This is a genomic window from Dyadobacter jejuensis (assembly GCF_003149085.1).
Lineage (GTDB): Bacteria > Bacteroidota > Bacteroidia > Cytophagales > Spirosomataceae > Dyadobacter > Dyadobacter jejuensis.
Window position 1 is genome coordinate 1 of record NZ_QGDT01000069.1, and the last position, 1,137, is coordinate 1,137.

Here is a 1,137-nt window from a genome sequence, read left to right on the forward strand (position 1 = left end):
AATCATGTTTCATTTGGATGAATACATAGGGTTACCCGCCACGCATCCGGCGAGTTTCAAAAAATACATTCAGGAGCGCTACCTCGATCAGCTCCCGCCACTAAAGGCCTACTATCTGATCAATGGTGAGAATGATCCTCAATTGGAAATCAACAGACTTAATGAATCCATTGCTCCATTCGAAATTGACCTGGCTATGGTCGGAATTGGTGAAAACGGACATTTAGCATTCAACGATCCCCCTGCCGACTTCAACACGGAAGCGCCTTACTTATTGGTCAATTTGGATGAAGGATGTCGTCGCCAGCAATTGGGCGAAGGGTGGTTTGACAGTCTAGAAGAGGTACCTTCGCAAGCCATTAGCATGTCGGTCCATCAGATTCTAAAATCCAGAAACCTGATTTGTACGGTCCCCGACCAGCGCAAAGCCGCAGCCGTTAAGGACTGCCTAGAGGGACCTATATCCAATCTTCACCCTGCCAGCGTACTACAGGACCACCCTAGCACGGTATTCTTTTTTGCCCAAGAAGCATCTTCCTTGCTGAATCGTTCCTCGGAATAGGAGCTGCGACAGCATCTAGGCGCAGCTATTAAATGAGTAGTGCCCTATTCCGAAATAATCCTGTGCTCAAGAGCCCAACGCCTTATTTCGGAATTCGGCTCTACTTCGGCATAATATACGAGTTTGGTCGAGTCGTCGCTCTTCCATTGGACAATCCGTTGTTCAATGTCCTGGTTCATTTTCTGGAACTCCAGCAAACTAAAATAAAAACTAAAAGCCCATATTGTCAACGAGGCCAGCACAACAGTTTTGAGCTGTCGGGGCTTGAGCAACCCCTTGTCTTGTAATATCAGGATGAGTACAATGGGTATAAAAGCCGAAAAAAACATATAACGAGGCGCTATCCCTCCTGCTGCCTTGCTTTCGAAGCGGGAATAAGAAATGACCAAGGCCGTAAGAATAGGCAGTGAAAGTAGGGAATACAAAAAAGGGCGCTTCTTGGCATAACCCGTAAAAAACAACCCCACCCAATAAATGGTGATCCCCAGCCCCAAGAGTGCACATACCACGATATTAGCCAATCGTAACCATTGTTCCGGCGGATTGACATAAATAAAACTTCCAACAAAAGTAAA

2 protein-coding genes are annotated in these 1,137 nt (G+C 46.3%); one reads left to right on the top strand and one right to left on the bottom strand.

Going from position 1 to position 1,137, the window contains the following annotated elements; all coding sequences use genetic code 11:
- Nucleotides 1-562, top strand: a 562-nt coding sequence (locus CLV98_RS23290) for a 6-phosphogluconolactonase (protein ID WP_109678537.1), incomplete at its 5' end; no start/stop codon positions are given.
- A gap of 44 nt (nucleotides 563-606) precedes the next feature.
- On the opposite strand, the gene CLV98_RS23640 is transcribed toward CLV98_RS23290, so the two are convergent.
- The coding region (locus tag CLV98_RS23640) for a hypothetical protein (RefSeq protein WP_158281334.1) at nucleotides 607-1,137 on the bottom strand (531 nt) is incomplete at its 5' end.